Below are 17,620 nucleotides of genomic sequence, written 5' to 3'. Positions count from 1 at the left end.
CTCGCATTAGATTATTCGTATTTGTGTGAATGTCGAGTGGAATCCTCGGGACGCCGCCCCCCTTTTTTGGCGGCGTCCCGCGCTGCAAGGCTTCAATAGCGGGCGTCTGACGGCTTGCCGCCATTGGGCCAGTCGTTGACCTTGGGCGGGAAGTCGGGGCGCGGCTGGTGGCTGAAAAATTCCGCGATGTCCACGGCGTCCTGATCGGAAAGGCCGCCCTGGTCCTGGGGAAAATTCTTGACGTGGGCGATCGGCATGTTCGCCTTGATGAAATTCGCCGCCGTATAAGTGCGGGCAATGCCGGCGCCGATGTTATAGGACTTGTCCCCCCAAAGCGGCGGGAACAGCCAATCGCCGGCGGCGTTCTTCGCGCCCTCGCCGTCCTTGCCATGGCAGACGGCGCATTCCGCCTTGTAGAGTTTTTCGCCGTGGACCGGATCGGGTTTGAGCGTACGCGGAACCTTGCCGGTGCCGCGCCCGACGATCTTGCCGTCGGGGCCTTTGTCGCCTTTCATCCAGGCCATGAAGGCGACCATGGCCTGCATTTCCTTGGAATCGACCGCCAACGGCGAACCGGCCTCGGAGCGCTGGAAACAGCCGTTCAGACGGTCCTCGATGGTGATGATCTTGCCGGCGCGCTTGTTCATCATCGGGAACAGCGAGACGACGCCGAAGAAGGGCGACGCCTTGGCGACCGTGCCGCCGTTGATATGGCACGAAGCGCAGTTCATCGCATTGCCGACATTCTTGGGCAGCAGCTTTACGGTGTCCATCATCAGTTGCGCGCCAAAGACCAGCTTTCCGGAATCCGGTTCGCCGAGCAGATCCGCGAAACGCGGCGTTTCATTGCTCTTGGGCGCCGGGGGCGGCAGCGCCAGTTTCTTGCGCATGGCGGCGACCTGGGCAGCGGTCACGGCGCTGGCGGAATTGCCCCAGGATTTGCGCGCGAAGGTGAGGATTTCCGCCAATTCTTCATCGCCGAGCGGCGCGAAGGCGGGCATGTGGAAGACGTGATCCCGCGCCTTGGTTTCCGCCGAGCCGCCCCCCGCAAGAACAATATTCAGCACCGACGTCGGGTCGTCGGACAGGAAGGCGGGATTTCCGGCGAGCGCGGGGAAGATGCGCGGCGCGCCGAGGCCGCCGGCGTGATGGCAGGAACTGCAGAACTGGACATAGCCCAGGCCGCCGCGCGTTCCCCACAGTTCCTTCTCGTCCACGGCGGCGGTTTCCGGCGGCTTGGCGCCGGCCGGCGCCAGCGACACGAGATATTTCGCCATCGCGCGCAGGTCGTCGTCGGTGAAATATTGGGTGCTGTGATGAATGACCTCGGTCATCGGGCCGAAGGCCATCGAATGTTTGTTGGCGCCGGTCTTCAGCAGTTCGACGATGTCGTCTTCCGACGTCAGATTGCGCAGGCTGATCGCGCGCCACGGCGAGAGGGTCGATCCGGCCAGATAGGACGGGCTGTCGTCGCCATAGGCCTTTTCCTGCATCGCGAGGCCGCGCGGCGTATGGCAGGTTCCGCAATGTCCGAGCCCCTCGACGATATAGGCGCCGCGATTCCACTGGGCGTCCTTGGCGGGGTCGGGCGTGAAGGGCTTCTTGTCGAGGAACAGCAGGTTCCAGAAATACATGCTCGCCCGGATGTTGAAGGGGAAATGCATTTCATCCGGTTTGTTGGCCTGCTCGACCGGGGTCACGCCTTTCATGAAATAGGCATAGAGCGCCTTGATGTCCTCGTCCGTCGTCTTGGCGAAGGAGGGATAGGGCATGGCGGGATAGAGATGATGGCCGTCCGCCGCGACGCCGCGCCGCACCGCGCGGTCGAATTGTTCGAGCGTATAGGAGCCGATGCCGGTCTTGGGGTCGGGCGTGATGTTGGTCGAAAACACGGTTCCGCCGGGCGTTTCGAAGGCGAGGCCGCCCGCCATGAACTTGCCGCTCTTGGCGGTGTGGCAGGCGCCGCAGTCGCCGAGCCGCGCGACATATTCGCCGCGCGCGACCAAGGCGTCGTCGGACGAAGCCGCGAAGGACGGAGCGCAACCCAGCGCCTGGGCGATGAAAACAGCCGCGGCCAAGGGCGCGAGCAGACGTGTCGCCAACATTCTTCCCCCCAATTTCGCGCGCCTTTGCGGCGCGTCAATCATTCGCGCGGGCGATCGAGGCCCGCGCTCTCGACGTTACGCCGCGCGGCGCTCGAGCCAGACGAAGCCCGCAACGGCGATCGCGCCGAGACCCGCGAGCCAGATGATGTCCGGAACGCCGGTCAATTCCGGCAGGCGGACTTTTCCCACGGCCCAGACATTGAGAATATGCGTCTTGATCCAGCTGAAGGAAAACGCATAGAGCATCGCGCCTGCGAGCATGCCCAGCACGCCGACGAGGGCATGGACGCTCCCCGTCGCTGTGGCGGCCAGGCTGGTGCCAGGGCAATAGCCGAGAAACACCAGCGCCAGGCCGAACATCGTCGCGCCGAGCGCGACGCCCAGAATATTGGCGTCCTTGATGTGATACTTCGCGTCGCCAAAATGGATCAGGACCAGGACGCCAAGCCCGCCGATGACGATGGCGGGAAGCATCACCTTCAGCATGGTGAAGTCGCAGAGGCAGAACTGCCCCTCGATGACATTGCTGTCCGTCACCTTGGAGCGGTTGAGCAGGATTCCGAAAGCGAATCCCATGATCAGGGGTAAAAGGACGTGCATCACTTCCCCTTCCGCCCATAGACGATACGCGAGCCGATCAAGCCGCTGGCGAAGACGATGGCGATGAAGATCCAGCTCGACAAGGCCAGTTGCAACGTGCCGGAAATGCCGTGGCCGCTGGTGCAGCCGCCGGCCATGCGCGCGCCGAACATCATGACCGCGCCCGCGACAAACGCAACGGCGAAGCGCTTGAGGACCGAGCCCCCGAAACGTTCGCGCCAGAAACGCGGCACGCTCTCGAAGCGGAATGTTCCCGCAACGAGCGAGGAAACGAGCGCGCCGGCCATGAGCCCGACCAGAAACAGGACGCCGTAATTCCAGGAGAAGGGCATCGGCGCCCAATAGGGATTTTTCGCGGCCGTCTCGGCGCCGAAAAGGAGGGCCGCGATCGGCTGGGCGGCCTGCGACAGCGCCGTGGTGACGCCGAGCGGGTCGCCCGCGACGGAGAAGGCGACCCAGCTCAGCACGCCGACGGCGGAGCCGATGAGGTAGGGCGACAGGTCAAGCCTGCGCCCTGCCGTGCGTTGCGAGAGGCGGTCCGTCAGCATCGACATGATGGTTCTCCGCTGAATCAAGCGCCAGTGTTGCGGCATTCAGTTGGCGCCGCCCTTGTACGGCTTGAAGCCGTATTTTTCGAAAATCGCCAATGACGCCGGCGACTTGATGAATTCGAGCCACAGCTTCGCGGCGTCGGGATGCGGCGCCCCCTTCACCACGGCGCCGGCGTAGATCGCCGTCGCATTATGGGCGTCGGGAATATCGACGTTCTCGATCGGGTGGCCGGCCTTCTCCTGGAAGATCGCTTCGGATTGCCAGGTGACGCCCGCCTGCGCACGGCCCTGCATGAGATAAAGCGGGGTCTGGCGATGGTGGATGTGGGTGAGAATCGTCGAGCCGTCGGCGACCTTGGTCTCGTAAACGGCCTTGACCAGAGCCTCGCCGCCCGCCTTGCCGAGCGCCGCCTTGATCTGGCGTCCGATGCCCTCATAGGCCGGGTTGGGCATGACGAGCTTGATGCTCGGCTTGCCGAGATCCGACAGACTGGTCACGTGGGCGGGATTGCCCTTGGGAACCATGATCGTCAGCGTATTGGTGACATAGGGAACGGCCGGCGCTTCGACTATGCCCTCGTCGATGGATTGCTTGATCCTTCTGAGTCCGGCGAAATAGACGTCCGCCTGCGCGGTCCAGGTCATATTGCCGACCGTGATCGTTCCGCCCGCCTTGATCTGCTGGGCGAGCAGGCCCGGCGGGATCGTCTCCCAATAGATGCGGCCCTTGAACTCGGGATGCTGCTTCTCGAAAGTGTCAACCAGTTCTGCGGTGGCGAAAAAATAATTGCCGCCGAAGTACAGGGTCAGTTTCGGATCCTGCGGCGAGCCGTGAAAATCCGCGAGATTGTCGGCGTCCGGCTCGGTGAAGTCGAGGCCGCGCTGGGCCGGAGCGACGTCATTATTGGCGCCGCCCTGCCACGGCGGAGCGAAATCAGGACGCAGCTTCACATTTTCCGCCCGCGCCCCGGCGGATGCGCCGGCGACCAGAAGCGCCGCGGCGGCGAAGAACGCCGCGCGTGAAAGAAATTTCATGTCTGCGATCCTTATTTCACGTAGGAATAGCCGGCCGCGGCGAGTTCGGGGAGAGTGCCGACGATGCCGGGCGTCAGGACGCAGCCCGGGATGATGTGGTTGGTCAATTCCGCGGCCATCGCGTCATGCGAAAGCTTGTCGGGATTGATCCCGGCCTTCATCAGCTTCTCAGAGACTTCCCACATGGTGTTGTGGCAGGCGAGGAAAACGACGCCGCGACGCATCAGCGCAGGAATCGAGACGTTGTGCCCGGAGAAGACGCCTTCGGCGTTCTCGAAATCCTTGGGATCGGCCTTGGCGCCTGGCTGCTCGGCAATGAAGGTGTTCTTCTCGAACTTGTCCTTGATCAGCTTGGCGAGCTGATATTTGTCCCACATCGCCTGGTCGAGCAGGGCGAAATGCGCGGTGCCATGGGTCGCGGAGACGACGAGGAAGTTCGCGTGCTTGAAACCGAAGACCTGGGCGTTGAGCGCATTGCGCATGCCGTTCAGCCACGGGCTGGCGATGTCGGTGTTGTCCCAGGCCTGCCGCGGCGAACCGCGATAGGACAGAACGTCGGCGAGCGCCTCATGGTCCCAATAATTCTTGTCGGTGAGGATCATCGGGACGGACTTGAAATCGCGCCGGCGGGGCGCCTTTTCGAGCTTGGCGACCAGATCCGCCAGCGTGCTCGAACCGGCGGGAAGGACCATCGATTCGGCGGCCTTGGCCGAACCGTCGGCGGCGAGCGCGGCGGTGAGCCCGAGGCCCATGGCCAGGATGGCGTCTCTACGTCCCAAAACAGCGTCAGTCATGATTCCTCCCCTGAGAAAACCGCCGCCGGGCTGAACGCCCCGACGGCGAAACTTGATGAGGCTGCGCTCTGGTATGGCGCAACACATTATCACATTCGTATCATTTCAGCCACGTGACGGATGTCAAGACGGCGGCGAAGCTTTCCTTCGCCGCCGACCGAAAATCACATGGTCAGCTTGATCAGGGCCAGCGCCCAGAGGCTGATGAAGGCCGAGGCGAACAGGCCCAAAGCCAGCGGTTTGACGCCCGCCGAGAAGACATGGCGGAGATTGGTGTGCAATCCCATGGCCGCCATGGCCATCGACAGCAGGAAGGTCGTCGCGCCGCGGACGGGGTCCATGATGACGTGGGGGATCGTGACCAGGCTGTTCAGCGCCGACATGGCGAGGAAGCCGATGAGGAACCACGGGAACGGCGGCCTTTTGCCCGCGCCTTCGCCGGAAAGGCCCATGCGGGCGTAAACTTCGCCGAGCACGATGATCACCGGGGCCATCATCGCGACGCGGGTCAGCTTGGCGATGGTGCCGATATAGAGCGCTTCCTTGCCGCCCTGCGAGGAGGCGAACACCGCCTGGGCCACTTCATGCACCGACGAGCCGGCCCACAGGCCGAAATCGAGACCGTTCAGGTGAAGAATGCCCTTCAGCGCCGGATAGAGGAACATGGCGGTGGTGCCGAACAAGGTCACGCCGGCCACGGCATAGGCGGCGTCGTCGTCCTCGCCGCCCGTCGCGGCCTTGGCGGCGACGATCGCCGACGCGCCGCAAATCGAGGTGCCGACCGCGATCAGCAGCGAAAGGCCGCGCGAGACGCCCAGAAAGCGGCCCATGAGGATCGTCGCCGTCAGCGTCGCGAGCAGGCCGGTGATGATGATGGCGAGACCGTGGAAACCGACCTGCGCCGCCTCCTGGGCGGTGATCTGAAGGCCGATCAGCATGATCGCGAGACGCAGGATGCGCTTAAGCGAGAAGGTGACGCCTTCGCCCGTGCCGGGTATGACGCCGACGGTGTTGTGGACCAGCGCGCCGATCAGGATGACGAGGATCATCGGGCTGAACTTGTCCACGCCCGGGATCAGGCGCAACGCATAGGCCACCAGCGTGATGCCGATGGTCAGGGCGAGGCCCGGCGCCAGGGCGAGGACAGGGTGCTTCTTGTGAATTGCCGTACTGGTTGCGGATGTGGTGCTCATGCGACGGTTTACCCTCTCTAAACCATCGCATTATCGAATGTTTCGTACATTCAATCTATCGCATATTTCTGGTCGAATCGTTCGTTTTTATCGATCAATCGCCAGTTTTCTGCGCCTGCGCCCAATCGAGCATCATCCGCCCCCACGCCTCGGCGGCGGGGGCGTCGATTTCGAGAATGGTGTAGCGCGCGCCCTCCCGGATGGTCAGGCGCAGGAGGGTCATGCCGCTGTCATAGGCGACTTCGTCGAGTTTGATCCGGCGCCGATAGGGCGCCTCGATCTCGCCGACTTCCCGTCTCGGCGCCGTCGTCATCGGCGCGGGCTTTCGGCGGCGTAGAACGCCTGTTCCAGCCTGTGCTCCCATTTGTTGGGCGTGTCGGGATATTCCGGCTTGATGTCCATATAAAGGTGGATTTCGCCGTCGCGCGCGGCCTGGACGACTTTCTTTTCCAGTTCCGCGAAACTGTTCATTTCCGGATTCATGATGATGAGTTCACTGATTCGGGCCATGGTTTCCTCCTAATTCATGTCGATGCGATTGTGGAACCGGATCCGGCACAGGCGCCGCCAGCTGTTCTCGTCGTTGCGGAAAGCGGTGCGGTCGTGCAGGACGTTATTGCACAAAAGTCCCTGGCCGGGCGCAAGCCTGACGCGGCTGACCAGCGGGTCCGCGTCGATGAGCGAGAGCAGAAGATCGGCCGCCGCGCGGGTCTCCTCGTCGCGCCACTCGACGAATTTTTTCCGCGCGGTGTAGCGCATGGTCAGCGCGCCCGAATTGTCGAGAAAAAACACCGGGCCGGAATTGGTCGCGCGAAACCGGCCCGATTCGTCGGTCGCCTCGGGAATGGTCATGGCGTCGGGGCGAATCAGCAGGCGCAGGGCCTGTTCGTCGGCGTCGCGCAATCGCAGATAGGCGAGTTCGTGGTCCAGCACGCGATTTTCGCCACCCTCCGAGGCCGCCGCCGCGCAATGGAGAATCATGCCGCGCACGCAATTCGCCGGGCCGTGATAATTGTAATAGCCGTCTGTGTGCCAGGCGATTCGCAGGTCGGTGTAGGGGATATAGCCGGCGCGGCCGCCTTCGCGGGCGACTTCGATCCGCACCACGCCATTGCCATTGGCCGAGCGATGATCTTCGCGGGCGCGCAAGCCGAAGGAATTGGTGAAAGCGAGCAGCCATTCGTCGAGCGCGTTTTCATCCGGCGCCGCGGCGCGCCATTGATAAAGCGCGAAATTGGTCGCCGCGACCTGCGCCAGCAGGGATTTGCGCTCCGCTTGCGAGACCGCGCGCGGATTTTCGATCGTCGTCGGCGCGCAGCCGAGCGCCGCCTCGACTCGACCGAGCTTGAATTGTCGCCAGCGGCGCCAGGAATCGCTGTCCTCAAGCGAAAAGACCGCGGGACTCCATCTGTCCCCGGTGGGCGGTTCCTCCTTGTAAGCTATTGCGCTCATTTGCATTTTGCCCCTGACTGGAAAATCTTCATTTTTTTTCCTCCACCTATTCTCATATTCGCATTTTCTGTTATGATCGCAACAACTAAAGAAAACGAGCGGCCGGAGGCGGGGTAGTCCGCCAAGGTCCGCGGTCTAATGTGTGGCGCATGCAAGTTCCCGCTAAGCGCCCCAGGGAGGTACATAATGTCGCAAGACGATTCCATTCGCACGGAAGGGCAGGGCGCACCCGCCGATCATCATCCCACGCCGATGCTCGACGAGCTTGAGAGCGGTCCGTGGCCGAGCTTCGTGTCGGGGCTGAAGCGTCTGCGCGACAACGCCGACGCGCAATATGCGCCGATGATGAACGACCTTCTCGGCCAGCTCGAACATTCCTATGAGGAGCGCCTCGGCTTCTGGAAGGGCGGCACGGTTTCGGTGTTCGGTTATGGCGGCGGCGTCATTCCGCGCTTTTCCGAAGTCGCCGACAAATATCCGGCTTCCAAAGAATTCCACACCCTGCGCGTCCAGCCCCCGGCCGGCATGCATTACGACACCAATGTCCTGCGCCAGCTCTGCGACATCTGGGAGAAGCACGGCTCGGGCCTGATCGCCTTCCACGGCCAGTCGGGCGACATCATGTTCCAGGGCTGTTCGAGCGAGAACGTCCAGCCGGCCTTCGACGAATTGAACGAGATCGGCTTCGACCTCGGCGGCGCCGGCCCGGCGCTGCGCACCTCGATGAGCTGCGTCGGCCACGCCCGCTGCGAGATGTCCTGCTATGACGAGGTCAAGGCGCATCGCTCGGTGATCAACGAGTTTCTGGACGAGATGCATCGTCCGGCGCTGCCCTACAAGTTCAAGTTCAAGTTCTCGGGCTGCGGCAATGATTGCGTCAACGCCATCCATCGCGCCGATTTCGCGGTGATCGGCACCTGGCGCGACGACATGAAGGTCAATCAGGACGAGGTGAAGGCCTATGTCGGCCGGGTCGGGCGCAAATATGCGATCGACCATGTCATCGCCATGTGTCCGACCCGCGCGCTGTCGCTCAACGACGACGACACGCTCGATGTCGACAACAAGAGCTGCGTGCGCTGCATGCACTGCCTGAACGTGATGAACAAGGCGCTGGCGCCGGGCGACGACAAGGGCGCCTCGATCCTGGTCGGCGGCAAGCGCGCGCTCAAGGTCGGCGACCTGATGGGCACGATGCTCATTCCCTTCGTCAAGCTCGAGAGCGACGAGGATTACGAGAATCTGGTGGCGCTGGCCCGCCGGATGCTGGACTTCTTCGCCGACAACGCGCTGGAGCACGAGCGCATCGGCGAGACCATCGACCGCATCGGCCTGCCGATGTTCCTCGAGGCGATGGAGATCGAGCCGGACCCGAACATGGTCAATCATCCGCGCACGTCCTGCTATGTGCGCACCGACGACTTCACCGACGAGGCGGAGAAATATTTCGAGCGCAAGGCCCGCGAAGCCGGCCTCGATGTCGCCGCCGACTGATCGCCGCCGCAACAATCCGGCCCCGCGGAAGCGGAGCCGAAAAGCCATAATTTTCTCTCGGAGGACAACGTATGAGCAGCGCCCCCACTTTGCGCCGCCCCGATGAAACGGGCGTTCCGGATCCCTTCCAGTATATGCATCCGGTGATGAAGAAGAACTACGGGAACTGGGCCTGGCACGACCGCCCGCGTCCCGGCGTTCTCCATCACGTCGCCAAGAGCGGCGACGAGATCTGGACCGTGCGCGCCGGCACCCAGCGCCAGATGGACATCTTCACCATCCGCAAGCTCTGCGACATCGGCGATAAATTCGCCGAGGGTCATGTCCGCTTCACGACCCGCTCGAATATCGAGTTCATGGTCTCCAACCAGGCCAAGGTTCAGCCCCTGATCGACGCGCTGAACGCGGAAGGCTTCCCGATCGGCGGCACCGGCAATTCGGTGTCGATGATCTCGCACACCCAGGGCTGGCTGCACTGCGACATTCCCGGCACCGACGCTTCCGGCGTGGTGAAGAGCCTGATGGACATGATGCATCAGGAATTCATCAAGGAGGAAATGCCGAACCGCGTGCGCATCACCACCTCCTGCTGCCAGATCAACTGCGGCGGCCAGGGCGACATTTCGATCAACGTGCAATACACCAAGCCGCCGAAGATCAATCACGATCTGGTGGCCAAGGTCTGCGAACGTCCGGCCGTCGTCGCGCGCTGCCCGGTCGCCGCGATCCGCCCGGCTTTGGTCGACGGCAAGCCGTCGCTCGAAGTCGATGAGCAGAAATGCGTGTGCTGCGGCGCTTGCTATCCGCCCTGTCCGCCGATGCAGATCAATGGCGCGGATTCGACCAAGATCGCGGTCTGGGTTGGCGGCAAACATTCCAACGCCCGCTCCAAGCCGACGTTCCACAAGCTGGTCGTCGCCAATCTGCCGAACAATCCGCCGCGCTGGCCGGAGGTTGAAGAGGTCGTCCACAAGATCCTCTACGCTTACAAGGACAACGCCAAGAATTGGGAGCGTCTCGGCGAGTGGATCGAGCGCATCGGCTGGCCGCGTTTCTTCGAGCTGACCGGCTTCGCCTTCACCAAGCATCACCTCGATACCTGGGTCGGCGCGCGCAAGACCATGAACATGTCGGCGCACGTTCACTTCTGATCGGCTGGGCCGTCGCGTCGGCAGGCGACGCGGCGGCTTGCTTTTCGGAAAGACTGACGAGCGGACCGGGACTTTGACCCAGTTCATTGTCAGGTGGGCGCTCAAATTCGAATATGTGTTGCAGCGAGCATGACTCGCTCATTCAACCAGTGAGGTCGCTTTGCGCTTCGCCATACAGATCAACGAAGGCCCCTACACGCACCAGGCGTCGGACACGGCCTATCAATTCGCCAAGGCCGCGCTGGCCAAGGGGCACGAAATCTTCCGCGTGTTCTTCTATCACGACGGCGTCAACAACGGCACGCGCTACACCGTGCCGCCCCAGGACGATCGCAATCTGCAGAAATTGTGGAGCGATCTCGCCGAGGCGCACAAACTCGACCTCGTCGTCTGCATCGCGGCGGCCCAGCGCCGCGGCATTCTCGACGCCAATGAGGCGAAAAGGCAGGGCAAGGACGGCGACAATATCGCCCCCGGCTTCCGCATCTCGGGCCTTGGTCAGTTGATCGAGGCGGGTATTCAGGCCGACCGTCTGGTCGTGTTCGGCGACTGAGGAGAGCGCCATGAGCGACGAACAGACGAAAAAGAAATTCTTCTATCTGAACCGAAGGGCCTCCTACGGCACGATTTACGCCCTCGAGTCTCTTGAGGTCGTGCTCATCGGCGCCGCGTTCGAACAGGACGTGAGCCTCGGCTTTGTCGACGACGGCGTGTTCCAGCTGATGAACGATCAGGATGCGACCGCCGCCGGCATGAAGACCTTTTCCAAGATCTATCGCGCGCTCGGCGACTATGAGGTGCGCAAGCTCTATGTCGAGAAGGAATCGCTCGAGACCCGCGGCCTCACGGTCGAGGACCTCATGCCGATCACTTACGAGGACGAAGACGAGGATTATGCGGAAAAGCCCTCGATCATTCTGGTCGACCGGTCGGAGATGACGAAAATCATCGCCGACCAGGACGTCATCATGAGCTTCTAAGGCGGTTCCATGTCCACTTTGCACACTGTCAACAAATCGCCCTACGAGCGCAACGCGCTGAAGAGCTGTCTCGATCACCTTTGCGCAGGCGACCTCGTTCTCCTGATCGAGGACGGCGTCCTCGCGGCCCGCAGGGGCGGCGCCTTCGCCCAGGCTATCAACGCCGCCAAGGGCAATTGCAAATTTTACGCGCTGGGTCCGGATCTCGCCGCGCGCGGGATCGCCTCCGGCGACGTAATCGAAGGAGTCGAAACCGTCGATTATGCCGGTTTCGTCGATCTTGCGGCGGACGCGACCCGCGTTTGCGCGTGGCTGTAACTGGCAAATTCAGGGAGAAAAGAATGTCGGGTTATGATGTGAATGGTTCCGTCGTCGAGCATGACGAAGAGGGCTACCTGACGGATATCGGCCAGTGGACGAAGGACGTCGCCGGCATTATCGCTAAGGCCGAAAACATCGATATGACGGATGAGCATTGGGAAGTGGTCAACTTCCTGCGCGATTACTACGACGAATATCAGATTGCCCCGGCCGTCCGCATTCTCGTGAAAGAGATGACCAAGAAATACGGCAAGGAAAAAGGCGACCAGAAGGCGCTCTACGCCCTGTTCCCCTATGGCCCGGCCAAGCAGGCCTGCAAAATCGCGGGTCTTCCCAAGCCGACCGGCTGCGTCTGATCAAGGCATCGTGATCCGAAGGGCCGGGAAGAGCTCCGGATCGGGAGGAAAAAATGGTAACGTTCGTTTACGCGACGGCATTCTACGCCGCGTCGCTATTGCTGGTTGTTGGCCTTGGAAGGCGAATCTGGCTCTATGCGACGACTCCCGCGCCGCTGAAAATACCGACGACTCCCGCTCCCATGACCAGAGGCGGGGTAGCCCTTCGGATGCTTCGCGAAGTCACGGTTTTCGAAAGCCTGTTTCGTTCCAATAAATGGATCTGGCTGTTCGGGTGGATTTTCCACGTTTCGCTCGCTGTCGTGTTGCTGCGGCACCTGCGTTACTTCCTGCAGCCGGTTCCCTATCCCATCGTCCTGATCCAGCCTTTCGGCGTGATCGCTGGATTCGCCATGGTCGCCGGGCTTCTCGCTTTGTGGGCGCGGCGCGTCCTGGTCGAGCGCATCCGTTACATCACCCGTCCTTCCGATCACCTGATGCTCGGGTTGCTGGTGGCGATCGGCCTGAGCGGCCTCTCCATGAAATTCCTCGCCCACACCGACATTGTCGATGTGAAGGAATTCTTCCTCGGCCTGATCTATTTCGACTGGCGGCCCTTGCCCGCCGACCCGGCCCTGCTCGTTCATCTGACGCTCGTGCTGACTTTGATGGTCGTGTTCCCCTTTTCCAAACTGCTGCATGCGCCGGGCGTCTTCTTCAGCCCCAGCCGCAACCAGGCCGATGACACCCGCGAGCGCCGCTATGCGGGCAGCGCCCAGCTTGAATCCACCCCGCGTCGCGCTTGAGGTTTAGTCAAATGGCAGAAGCGTCCAGCGATTTCGATCCCCTCGAAAAGGTTCACGGCGATCCCATCGAATTGCCCCATCTGAGCTGCGGGGCGATGGCGGAGTCCAAACCCTTCGGCGCGGCCTCCAATCACCAGGAGCCGCTTGGCTTCCCGGGCGAACTTGTTCCCGACTGGCACGACAAGGCTATCGCGCGGCTTGGCGAACTGGTCAATGGTTCGCGGGCGCTGCGGGTTTATCTCGACTCCTGCGTGAAATGCGGCGCCTGCACCGACAAGTGCCATTATTTCCTCGGGACTGCCGATCCGAAGAACATGCCTGTCGCCCGCCAGGACCTGCTTCGCAAGGTCTATCGGCGTCACTTCACCTTTGCGGGGAAATATTTTCCGAAGCTGGTCGGGGCGGAAGACCTGACCAAGGAAGTTCTGGACGACTGGTATTCCTATTTCCATCAATGTTCGGAATGCCGCCGCTGCTCGGTCTTCTGCCCCTATGGCATTGACACGGCGGAAATCACCATGGCCGGCCGCGACATTCTCGACTCGATCGGGATGGGCGCGAAATATTCGAACGAGATCATCGGCAAGGTCTATACCGTCGGCAACAACCTCGGTCTGCCGCCCAAGGCTCTTCGCGCCACTTTGGAGGGCCTCGAAGAGGAGCTCGAGGAAGAAACGGGACTGCCGATCAAGCTGCCGCTCGACGTCAAGGGCGCGGATGTTCTTCTGGTTACGCCTTCCGCGGACTTTTTCGCCTCGCCGCATATGGAAGGCCTGATGGGCTACGCCAAGGTCTTCCACGAGGCCGGCGTATCCTGGACGATTTCGTCCTATGCGTCCGAGGCAGCCAATTTCGGCCTTTTCATCGGTTCGCAGGAGAATATGCAGAAGGTCGCGATGCGCATTCGCGAGGCTGCGATCGAACTCGGCGTGAAGCGTCTGGTTTTCGGCGAATGCGGCCATGCCTGGCGCGTCGCCTATTCCTTCCTGAATACGCTCGCGGGACCGTTCGACTTCCTCGATCCCAATTATCCGATCCCGCAGCATATTTGTGAATTCACCTACGACCTGATGGAGAAGGGCAAGCTCAAGTTCGACAAGTCGAAGAACGACGAGTTTCGTCTGACCTTCCACGATTCCTGCAATGTCGCCCGCGCCTCGCGCATGGGCGATTGGGAGGGCGGTCAGTTCGACATTCCGCGCGCCATTCTGCGCGCCGCCTGCAACCATTATTTCGACATGGCGCCGGAGACGATCCGCGATCAGACCTTCTGTTGCGGCGGCGGCGGCGGGTTGCTGACCGACGAGTTGATGGACCTTCGCAAGAAGGGCGCGCTGCCGCGCATGCGCGCGCTCCAGGAGGTCGTCGACGACCATGGCGTCACACACATGGCCGCGATCTGCGCCATCTGCAAGACGCAGTTTTCGAAGGTGTTTCCCTACTATGGCATGGATCGCGAGGCGATCGTCAGCGTCCATCAGATGGTTTCGAACGCAATCGTCCTCACTGGATCGGTCCAGGAGAAGGAATTGGAGGAGTCCCACCATGAATGAAACGGCGCAGAAAAAAGACCTCACGTTTCGTCGCTTCAAGACTGGCGAGACGATGTGGGATTGGCCGGACCTGACGGAAAAGATCTTCCAGCAGGACAAGAGCTACAAATGCCCGACCTATGTCCATCGCGCGCCGCCGTGCCAGGGTTCGTGTCCGTCAGGCCATGACATTCGCGGCTGGCTCTCCATCGCGCGCGGCATGGACAAGCCGCCGGTCGCCGGCCAGGCCTGGCAGGAATACGCCTTCAACCGCATGGTGGAGGCCAATCCCTTCCCGGCGACCATGGGCCGCGTCTGCCCCGCGCCCTGCGAGGACGGCTGCAACCGCAACGAGGTCGACGATTTCGTCGGCATCAACGGCGTCGAGCAATATGTCGGCGACTGGGCGATCGAGCAAAAGCTCGCCCTGCCAACCCCGTCCGCGCTGAGCGGCAAGAAGATCGCGGTCATCGGCGGCGGCCCGGCCGGCCTTTCGGCGGCGTGGTTCCTGCGTGGCAAGGGCCATGCGGTGACGATCTTCGAGGCGCATGAATTGCTCGGCGGCATGATGCGTTTCGGCATTCCCGGCTACCGCACGCCGCGCGAGATGCTCGACGCCGAAATCGAGCGCATCACGTCGCTCGACGGCGTCGAGGTCCGCACCAATACGCGCGTCGGCGTGGATGTCTCGATGGACGAACTCGAGCGCGATTACGACGCGATCTTCTGGGGCATTGGCGCGCAAAAAGGCCGGCCCCTGCCGGTTCCCGGCGCCGATGCGGTGAACTGCATCACCGGCGTCGAATTCCTCGACGCTTTCAACAACGGCTGGGTGCTCTCGACCGCCAAGAACATCGTTGTGGTGGGCGGCGGCGACACCTCGATCGACGTCGCCTCGGTCGCGCGCCGTATCGGCCATATCACCGCCAGGCACGAGCACGACGTCGCCACCGCAGCGACCCACGGCTATACGGCGCATGACGTCACCGGCGCGCTCGCCCGCGAAGGCGTCAAGGCGGTGCTGACCTCGCTGTTTCCGATCGAGCAGATGACCGCCGCTGAGCGCGAGCGCGAGGACGCCAAGCGCGAGGGCGTCGAGATCAAGGGCGGCGTCATGCCGCTCGAAGTGATCAAGGGCATGGACGGCAGCGCCACCGGCCTGCGCATGTGCCAATGCACGGTGAAGGGCAATGCGCCCACGCCGGTCGAGGGCACGGAATTCGTCATCGAATGCGACATGATCATCTCGGCCATCGGCCAGATGGCCGACCTTGCCGAAGGACTGGAAAAGCTTGACGGCGGCCGCAGCGCCATCGCCATCGACGGCCTCTACAAGGTCAAGGGCCTGGGCAAGCATTTCGCGGGCGGCGACGCCGTGCGCCCGCATCTCTTGACCACCGCCATCGGCCATGGCCGCGTCGCCGCCGAGACGATCGACCATTTCCTGGGCGGCGCGCTCGAGGACAAGCGGCCGAAAGTGGACGTCCACCAGTTCAACCTGCTGGAGGAGCTCCACCATCGCCACCTCGATCCGACGGCCTACGACCACAAGCAGGTCCGCGGGACGTCCGATGGGAAATTCGCGATCCACAATTACGAGGATCGCGGGGCGAGCCAGATCATCCCGCACAAGGCGCTGTTCAAGGGGCATTTCACTTTTGTCGCGCGCAACAAGCGTGACGAACGCCACGTCGAAGCCGACCAGGTGATGGGCGATTTCGCCGAGCGCATCGTCGCCTTCAGCGAGGCGCAGGCGCAGGCGGAAGGCCAGCGCTGCATGTCCTGCGGCATGTGCTTCGAATGCGACAATTGCGTGATCTTCTGCCCGCAGACGGCGGTCTCCCGCGTGCCGAAGAAGGATCGCGCCGTCGGGCGCTATGTGCAGACCGATTACAAGAAATGCATCGGCTGCCACATCTGCGCCGACGTCTGCCCGACCGGCTATATCCAGATGGGTCTTGGGGAATAAAATGGGTTTCCTGAGGAACATTTTCGCCGCGGCTCTGCTCCTCACCGGAGCCGCGGCGTGGCTTCCGGGCGGCGCCGCCGCTTGGCTGGCGGGCGGCTCCGCCGCTTTGCTTGCAGGCGGCTCCGCCGCTTGGGCGGACGAGGCCGCGGGGCGGACGCCCGTGCCGCATCCGCCTCCCGGCAAGGGCGAGCACTGCGTCATGCCGACGGAGTTCATGCGGCGCAATCACATGAAGATGATGTATGCGCACCGCCAAAATGTGGTCGTGGATGGCATAAGGACCACGAAGTTCAACATCGAGGGCTGCGTCAATTGCCATGCGGTCAAGGGACCCGACGGTCAGCCGGTTTCCTTCGACAACCCGAAACATTTCTGCCGCTCCTGCCATACCTATGCGGCGGTCCAGATCGATTGTTTCGAGTGCCATAACTCGAAGCCGCAAGCGTCCGACAAGGCCGCGGCCCTGGATTCGGACAAGGCGGACGCCGCGAAAATGGCGGAGTTTCTCCGGGAGACGAAGAAATGAGCTCGTGTTCGCGCGATGATGACAAGGCCGGCGTCGACCGGCGCGGATTGTTGCAGACCGCCGGCGCTTTCGCCGCGACGGTTCTGGCTCCGGGCGTGACGCTTTACGCTTTCGGCGGCGGCGAGGCCCGGGCCGATTTCGCGGCGCGCCCGCCGCAGGATCCGGCGTCGCCGAAACAGCGCTGGGGCATGTTGATCGATCTCAACAAATGCTCCAAGGGCTGCAACGCCTGCGTCACCGCCTGCAAGGACTATAATGGCTGGCAGGACACGGGAAATCCGGCGGATGACCCGCAGTGGATCCGCAAGGTGACCCTGCGCGATCCCAACACCGGATTCGAACGCTCGGCGCCCGTCATGTGCCAGCATTGCGCGGAGCCGCCCTGCGTCGACGTCTGCCCGACCGGCGCCTCGATGAAGCGCGCCGACGGCATCGTCCTGGTGAACAAGCACACCTGCATCGGCTGCCGCTATTGCATGATGGCCTGTCCCTTCAAGGCGCGTTCGTTCATCGCCGAGAACGAGACCGATCAGAAGGTCAGCAACCCGAGCGGCAAGGGCACGGTCGAAGGCTGCACGCTCTGCGTCAACCGCATCGACGCGGGACAGTCGCCGGCCTGCGTCGAGGCTTGCGCCAAGGAGGGCGGGGCGCTGCTGTTCGGCGATCTGAACGATCCGAACAGCGAAGTCTCCAAGGCCCTGCGCCAGACGCCGACCACCCAGCTGCGCGCGGACCTGAAAGTCTCGCCCGCAATCAACTACGCCAATCTGTAATCG

The 17,620-nt window shown here is 62.6% G+C and carries 20 protein-coding genes; 11 read left to right on the top strand and 9 right to left on the bottom strand.

Features of this window, described 5'->3' with window-relative positions; all coding sequences use genetic code 11:
- Nucleotides 1-92: 92 nt before the first annotated feature.
- The 9 genes from K2U94_RS14860 to K2U94_RS14820 form a co-directional block, all read right to left on the bottom strand.
- On the bottom strand, nt 93-2,105 hold the full coding sequence (locus tag K2U94_RS14860; protein ID WP_243067946.1) for a c-type cytochrome: 2,013 nt from the start codon (nt 2,103-2,105) through the stop codon (nt 93-95).
- Between the two features lie 75 nt (nt 2,106-2,180).
- Nucleotides 2,181-2,705 (bottom strand): YeeE/YedE thiosulfate transporter family protein, encoded by a 525-nt coding sequence (locus tag K2U94_RS14855; RefSeq protein ID WP_243067945.1) that lies wholly within the window; start codon nt 2,703-2,705, stop codon nt 2,181-2,183.
- Nucleotides 2,705-3,259, bottom strand: coding sequence for a YeeE/YedE thiosulfate transporter family protein (locus K2U94_RS14850; RefSeq protein WP_243067944.1), 555 nt, complete (start codon nt 3,257-3,259; stop codon nt 2,705-2,707). The genes K2U94_RS14855 and K2U94_RS14850 overlap by 1 nt, the downstream gene beginning before the upstream one ends.
- Nucleotides 3,260-3,298: 39 nt before the next feature.
- Nucleotides 3,299-4,291 carry a substrate-binding domain-containing protein gene (locus K2U94_RS14845; protein ID WP_243067943.1) on the bottom strand — a complete coding sequence of 331 codons (993 nt, stop codon included), beginning with the start codon at nt 4,289-4,291 and terminating at the stop codon, nt 3,299-3,301.
- A gap of 11 nt (nt 4,292-4,302) precedes the next feature.
- Nucleotides 4,303-5,085, bottom strand: coding sequence for a thiosulfate dehydrogenase (gene tetH, locus K2U94_RS14840; RefSeq protein WP_243067942.1), 783 nt, complete (start codon nt 5,083-5,085; stop codon nt 4,303-4,305).
- Between the two features lie 164 nt (nt 5,086-5,249).
- The gene (locus tag K2U94_RS14835; RefSeq protein ID WP_243067941.1) at nt 5,250-6,278 is read right to left on the bottom strand and encodes a YeiH family protein; all 1,029 of its coding nucleotides are present in this window, start codon (nt 6,276-6,278) and stop codon (nt 5,250-5,252) included.
- Nucleotides 6,279-6,372: 94 nt separating this feature from the next.
- Nucleotides 6,373-6,591, bottom strand: coding sequence for a DUF6967 family protein (locus K2U94_RS14830; RefSeq protein ID WP_243067940.1), 219 nt, complete (start codon nt 6,589-6,591; stop codon nt 6,373-6,375).
- Nucleotides 6,588-6,788 (bottom strand): sulfur relay protein DsrC, encoded by a 201-nt coding sequence (locus K2U94_RS14825; RefSeq protein WP_243067939.1) that lies wholly within the window; start codon nt 6,786-6,788, stop codon nt 6,588-6,590. The genes K2U94_RS14830 and K2U94_RS14825 overlap by 4 nt, the downstream gene beginning before the upstream one ends.
- 9 nt (nt 6,789-6,797) lie before the next feature.
- Entirely contained in the window at nt 6,798-7,730 is a 933-nt protein-coding gene (locus tag K2U94_RS14820; protein ID WP_243067938.1) for a TauD/TfdA family dioxygenase, read from the bottom strand.
- A gap of 186 nt (nt 7,731-7,916) precedes the next feature.
- Between K2U94_RS14820 and dsrA the strand changes: the two genes are divergently transcribed.
- From dsrA to dsrO, 11 genes are all read left to right on the top strand, one after another.
- Nucleotides 7,917-9,224 (top strand): dissimilatory-type sulfite reductase subunit alpha, encoded by a 1,308-nt coding sequence (gene dsrA, locus K2U94_RS14815; RefSeq protein ID WP_243067937.1) that lies wholly within the window; start codon nt 7,917-7,919, stop codon nt 9,222-9,224.
- A 71-nt stretch (nt 9,225-9,295) separates the two neighbouring features.
- On the top strand, nt 9,296-10,375 hold the full coding sequence (dsrB, locus tag K2U94_RS14810; protein ID WP_243067936.1) for a dissimilatory-type sulfite reductase subunit beta: 1,080 nt from the start codon (nt 9,296-9,298) through the stop codon (nt 10,373-10,375).
- Between the two features lie 160 nt (nt 10,376-10,535).
- Nucleotides 10,536-10,928, top strand: coding sequence for a sulfurtransferase complex subunit TusD (gene tusD / locus K2U94_RS14805; RefSeq protein WP_243067935.1), 393 nt, complete (start codon nt 10,536-10,538; stop codon nt 10,926-10,928).
- A gap of 10 nt (nt 10,929-10,938) precedes the next feature.
- Nucleotides 10,939-11,355, top strand: coding sequence for a DsrE family protein (locus K2U94_RS14800; protein ID WP_243067934.1), 417 nt, complete (start codon nt 10,939-10,941; stop codon nt 11,353-11,355).
- Between the two features lie 9 nt (nt 11,356-11,364).
- Nucleotides 11,365-11,673, top strand: coding sequence for a sulfurtransferase complex subunit TusB (gene tusB, locus K2U94_RS14795; RefSeq protein WP_243067933.1), 309 nt, complete (start codon nt 11,365-11,367; stop codon nt 11,671-11,673).
- 23 nt (nt 11,674-11,696) lie between these two features.
- Nucleotides 11,697-12,032 (top strand): TusE/DsrC/DsvC family sulfur relay protein, encoded by a 336-nt coding sequence (locus K2U94_RS14790; RefSeq protein WP_243067932.1) that lies wholly within the window; start codon nt 11,697-11,699, stop codon nt 12,030-12,032.
- Between the two features lie 209 nt (nt 12,033-12,241).
- On the top strand, nt 12,242-12,817 hold the full coding sequence (locus K2U94_RS14785; RefSeq protein WP_243067931.1) for a respiratory nitrate reductase subunit gamma: 576 nt from the start codon (nt 12,242-12,244) through the stop codon (nt 12,815-12,817).
- An 11-nt stretch (nt 12,818-12,828) separates the two neighbouring features.
- Nucleotides 12,829-14,370, top strand: coding sequence for a sulfate reduction electron transfer complex DsrMKJOP subunit DsrK (dsrK, locus tag K2U94_RS14780; RefSeq protein WP_243067930.1), 1,542 nt, complete (start codon nt 12,829-12,831; stop codon nt 14,368-14,370).
- A complete protein-coding gene (locus tag K2U94_RS14775) occupies nt 14,363-16,318 on the top strand; it encodes an NAD(P)-binding protein (RefSeq protein WP_243067929.1) in 1,956 nt (651 codons plus the stop codon). The genes dsrK and K2U94_RS14775 overlap by 8 nt, the downstream gene beginning before the upstream one ends.
- Before the next feature lies 1 nt (nt 16,319).
- Nucleotides 16,320-16,844: a hypothetical protein gene (locus K2U94_RS14770; RefSeq protein WP_243067928.1), complete on the top strand. Its 525-nt coding sequence runs from the start codon at nt 16,320-16,322 to the stop codon at nt 16,842-16,844.
- Nucleotides 16,841-17,617 (top strand): sulfate reduction electron transfer complex DsrMKJOP subunit DsrO, encoded by a 777-nt coding sequence (dsrO, locus tag K2U94_RS14765; protein ID WP_243067927.1) that lies wholly within the window; start codon nt 16,841-16,843, stop codon nt 17,615-17,617. Before K2U94_RS14770 ends, dsrO begins: the two co-directional genes overlap by 4 nt.
- Nucleotides 17,618-17,620: the final 3 nt, after the last annotated feature.

Origin of the sequence: Candidatus Rhodoblastus alkanivorans, from assembly GCF_022760755.1 — a bacterium.
Lineage (GTDB): Bacteria > Pseudomonadota > Alphaproteobacteria > Rhizobiales > Beijerinckiaceae > Rhodoblastus > Rhodoblastus alkanivorans.
The sequence above is the reverse complement of the archived record's forward strand: the minus strand, read 5'-3'. Positions and strand labels throughout refer to the sequence as shown.

Bases quoted from the DNA above. Each gene is read 5' to 3' on its own strand.
- K2U94_RS14845 (WP_243067943.1), bottom strand. From the start codon at position 4,291: ATGAAATTTCTTTCACGCGCGGCGTTCTTCGCCGCCGCGGCGCTTCTG.
- K2U94_RS14770 (WP_243067928.1), top strand. From the start codon at position 16,320: ATGGGTTTCCTGAGGAACATTTTCGCCGCGGCTCTGCTCCTCACCGGA.
- K2U94_RS14775 (WP_243067929.1), top strand. From the start codon at position 14,363: ATGAATGAAACGGCGCAGAAAAAAGACCTCACGTTTCGTCGCTTCAAG.
- K2U94_RS14785 (WP_243067931.1), top strand. From the start codon at position 12,242: ATGCTTCGCGAAGTCACGGTTTTCGAAAGCCTGTTTCGTTCCAATAAA.
- dsrB (WP_243067936.1), top strand. From the start codon at position 9,296: ATGAGCAGCGCCCCCACTTTGCGCCGCCCCGATGAAACGGGCGTTCCG.
- K2U94_RS14850 (WP_243067944.1), bottom strand. From the start codon at position 3,259: ATGTCGATGCTGACGGACCGCCTCTCGCAACGCACGGCAGGGCGCAGG.
- K2U94_RS14860 (WP_243067946.1), bottom strand. From the start codon at position 2,105: ATGTTGGCGACACGTCTGCTCGCGCCCTTGGCCGCGGCTGTTTTCATC.
- tetH (WP_243067942.1), bottom strand. From the start codon at position 5,085: ATGACTGACGCTGTTTTGGGACGTAGAGACGCCATCCTGGCCATGGGC.
- K2U94_RS14790 (WP_243067932.1), top strand. From the start codon at position 11,697: ATGTCGGGTTATGATGTGAATGGTTCCGTCGTCGAGCATGACGAAGAG.
- K2U94_RS14855 (WP_243067945.1), bottom strand. From the start codon at position 2,705: ATGCACGTCCTTTTACCCCTGATCATGGGATTCGCTTTCGGAATCCTG.
- K2U94_RS14825 (WP_243067939.1), bottom strand. From the start codon at position 6,788: ATGGCCCGAATCAGTGAACTCATCATCATGAATCCGGAAATGAACAGT.
- dsrK (WP_243067930.1), top strand. From the start codon at position 12,829: ATGGCAGAAGCGTCCAGCGATTTCGATCCCCTCGAAAAGGTTCACGGC.
- dsrO (WP_243067927.1), top strand. From the start codon at position 16,841: ATGAGCTCGTGTTCGCGCGATGATGACAAGGCCGGCGTCGACCGGCGC.
- K2U94_RS14835 (WP_243067941.1), bottom strand. From the start codon at position 6,278: ATGAGCACCACATCCGCAACCAGTACGGCAATTCACAAGAAGCACCCT.
- K2U94_RS14800 (WP_243067934.1), top strand. From the start codon at position 10,939: ATGAGCGACGAACAGACGAAAAAGAAATTCTTCTATCTGAACCGAAGG.
- K2U94_RS14820 (WP_243067938.1), bottom strand. From the start codon at position 7,730: ATGAGCGCAATAGCTTACAAGGAGGAACCGCCCACCGGGGACAGATGG.
- tusB (WP_243067933.1), top strand. From the start codon at position 11,365: ATGTCCACTTTGCACACTGTCAACAAATCGCCCTACGAGCGCAACGCG.
- dsrA (WP_243067937.1), top strand. From the start codon at position 7,917: ATGTCGCAAGACGATTCCATTCGCACGGAAGGGCAGGGCGCACCCGCC.
- K2U94_RS14830 (WP_243067940.1), bottom strand. From the start codon at position 6,591: ATGACGACGGCGCCGAGACGGGAAGTCGGCGAGATCGAGGCGCCCTAT.